This window comes from Rhodoblastus sp. (genome assembly GCF_041915505.1).
Lineage (GTDB): Bacteria > Pseudomonadota > Alphaproteobacteria > Rhizobiales > Beijerinckiaceae > Rhodoblastus.
In genome coordinates this window covers 1-2,635 of sequence record NZ_JAYSBG010000434.1, presented here as the reverse complement: position 1 = coordinate 2,635, position 2,635 = coordinate 1, and the positions used below count along the sequence as shown (strand labels likewise).

The following is a 2,635-nucleotide window of genomic DNA, read 5'->3' as shown; positions in this document are numbered from 1 at the left end:
GCGCCCTGCCCCTCGCGCTCGCTCTATGAGCAGGACGCCCGCCGGAAACAGGGCGTGCGCCCGCCCGCCGCCTTGGGCGAGAAATTGCGGAAGCTGTTTCCGTCCGGCTCCGACGCCGGCGCGCTGGAGGCCCGGCTGAAAGGCGAAGGCTTCGATTTTTTCGCGCCCTGCCCCAACGACGAGAGCGTTCTGGGCGCCCGCTGGCTGAGCCGGAACTGGGGCCAGCCCGACGCCTATGTCTATTGGCGGATCGACGACGCGGACAAACTGACCTTCGTCGACGGGCACATCAGCCTGACGCGTTAGGGCCGATCGCCGTTGTTGGGCTTGTCGCCGCGCGTAACGGCGGTGAAAATAGGCCATGCATCCGCGCTCGCCCAAGCCTGAACCGATCACGCCGCGCCTTCTGCTGCGCGCCTATGCCTCCGGCCTGTTTCCCATGGCCGAGGACGCCGGCGACGACGCCTTGTTCTGGTTCGATCCGAGCGAGCGCGGCATTTTCCCACTCGACGGCCTGATCGTATCGAGAAGCCTCGCCCGGACGATCCGGGGCGAGACCTTCGAGATCCGGATCGATTCGGATTTCGAGGGCGTGATCGCCGGCTGCGCGGAGAGCCGGCCCGGCCGCGAAAAGACCTGGATCAACAAGACCATCGCCGCGCTGTTTCGCGAATTGTTCGAGACGGGCTTCGTCCATACGGTCGAGGCGTGGCGCGACGGCCAATTGGTCGGCGGCCTCTATGGGCTGGCGCTCGGCGGCGCCTTTTTCGGCGAAAGCATGTTCCACCGCGCGACGGATGCGTCAAAGGTCTGCCTGACCTATCTGGTCGCGCGGCTGCGCATGGGCGGTTTCGCCTTGCTCGACGCGCAATTCATCACGCCGCATCTGGCGAGCCTCGGCGCTGTGGAAATCGCGCGCGCCGATTACCGGCGCCGGCTGGAGGAGGCGCTGACCCGGCAAAGCGACTTCACGCTGCTCGATCCAAAAGCGACGCCGGAAGCGGTGCTGACCTGGGCGCGCGCCCGCGCCGAGTGAAGGCTTAGGGCCGATCGACATTCAGGCCGTGGGTCGGGATTTGGCCGAAATGAGACGGATGGCAGGAGAAAGTCCGCGCCAATATCGCGGATATTGGCGCGGACTTTCGACGAACCAGGCGGCCGTTTCGGCCAAACCCTTCGGGCGCGAGCCTTTTGGCTTCCGGAGGGCGTCGCCGGCCTTGCCAATATCCCCGATATTGGCTGCAGCCGGCTCCTGCCCGGAAGCCAAAAGGCCTCGCGTCACGACCTACGGCCTGAATGTCGATCGGCCCTAGCTCAGCGGAAGAACGGCAGATTCTTGATGATGTCCTGCGGGCCCGACGGTTGCTGGCGTTGCGGCAGCGGCGCCGACTGCGGAACAGGCGCCGGTGGAACGGGCGCGCCGTTAGCGGCGCCGCCCGGCGCGGCGTTGGGGTCCGTCGGCGGCTTGCGTTTCGGCTTGGGCGGCTTGGCCGCCGGCGGCGGCGCGACGCCGGCGTCAAGCGGCGCGCCGGGATCAAGGCTCGGATTGGCTGCGTCGCCGGCCGGCCGGCCAGCGCCCGGCGCCGGGCCGATTTCAATCGGCGCGCCAAGCCCCCCGGCAGGCGCGCCATTTGCGCCATTCAGGCCATTGTCCGGCGCGCCCGGCGGGGGCATGGCGTCGACGTCGCTCGGCGGCAAGGATTCAACCCCCGGCTCGACTGGCTCCTGCGGCTCGATGGTGCGACGCGGCTTGCTGGCCGGCGCGCCGGGCGCCGGCGGCGCGGAGGCGTTGGGCGGCGGCGGCTTGCCCGTGTCGGGCTGGGCGTTGACCGGCGAAGCCGTGACCTGGACGCCGCCTTTGCAATCCTTCAGCCAGACGTCATAGACCGGGTGCTCCACCCCGTGCAGACCGGGGCTCGCAGCGAACATCCAGCCGGAAAAGATCCGTTTCGCGGTGCGCGCGGCGTCGATCTCGTCCACCTCGACGAAGCCTTCGGTCAGCGGCGCCTCGGTCTGCGGCCGGGTCAGGCAAACGCGCGGCGTGATCTGCAGCGTGCCGAATTGCACCGTCTCGTCGGTGGCGACGTCGAAAGTGATGATGCGGCCGGTGATCTTGTCCAACCCGGCGAAAACCGCGGTCGGATGATGGATCGTGTCCGCGCGCGCGCCAGCGCCGGCCAGCAGGGCCGCGCCCAGGGTCAGGGCAAAGGGCCGGAGAAGGCGCATCAAGCCTCGGGCGACCAGGCCTGATAATCGCCGGTGGCCTTGGGCCGCGCGCCGGCGGCCAGCGTCGAGCCCGGCGGGCGCCAGGCGTTGGGCGTGCCGGTCTGGTTCGGGATATAGGGCTTTTCCCATTCGCGCGGCTTGTAATTGGCGTCGGTGGGAAGTTCATCGGTGGTGTGATGCAGCCAGCCGTACCAGCCGGGCGGGATCTTGGAGCCTTCCGACTCGCCCTTGAAAATCGCCCAGCGGCGGTTGAAGCCGAGCGCCGGATCGATCGCGCCGCCTTTCCAGCGATAATAGACATTGCCGAACTGGTCTTCGCCGACGCGCTCGCCAAACCGCCAGGTGTGCAGCCGCGTGCCGAGCGACTGTTCGTTCCACCAGGTGAAGAGTTGGACGAGCCATTTCATCG

At 68.3% G+C, this 2,635-nt stretch carries 4 protein-coding genes; 2 read left to right on the top strand and 2 right to left on the bottom strand.

The features are described from left to right. Both ACE3S9_RS18170 and aat read left to right on the top strand, forming a co-directional pair. The coding region (locus ACE3S9_RS18170; RefSeq protein ID WP_374547883.1) for a hypothetical protein at positions 1-306 on the top strand (306 nt) is incomplete at its 5' end. A 55-nt stretch (positions 307-361) separates the two neighbouring features. Continuing rightward, complete coding sequence (gene aat, locus ACE3S9_RS18165) at positions 362-1,036, top strand: leucyl/phenylalanyl-tRNA--protein transferase (RefSeq protein WP_374547882.1); 675 nt, start codon at positions 362-364, stop codon at positions 1,034-1,036. A gap of 278 nt (positions 1,037-1,314) precedes the next feature. On the opposite strand, the gene ACE3S9_RS18160 is transcribed toward aat, so the two are convergent. Beyond that, positions 1,315-2,226, bottom strand: a complete 912-nt coding sequence (locus ACE3S9_RS18160; protein ID WP_374547881.1) for a DUF2155 domain-containing protein — start codon at positions 2,224-2,226, stop codon at positions 1,315-1,317. Continuing rightward, complete coding sequence (locus ACE3S9_RS18155) at positions 2,226-2,633, bottom strand: NADH:ubiquinone oxidoreductase subunit NDUFA12 (RefSeq protein ID WP_374547880.1); 408 nt, start codon at positions 2,631-2,633, stop codon at positions 2,226-2,228. The genes ACE3S9_RS18160 and ACE3S9_RS18155 overlap by 1 nt, the downstream gene beginning before the upstream one ends. Positions 2,634-2,635: the final 2 nt, after the last annotated feature.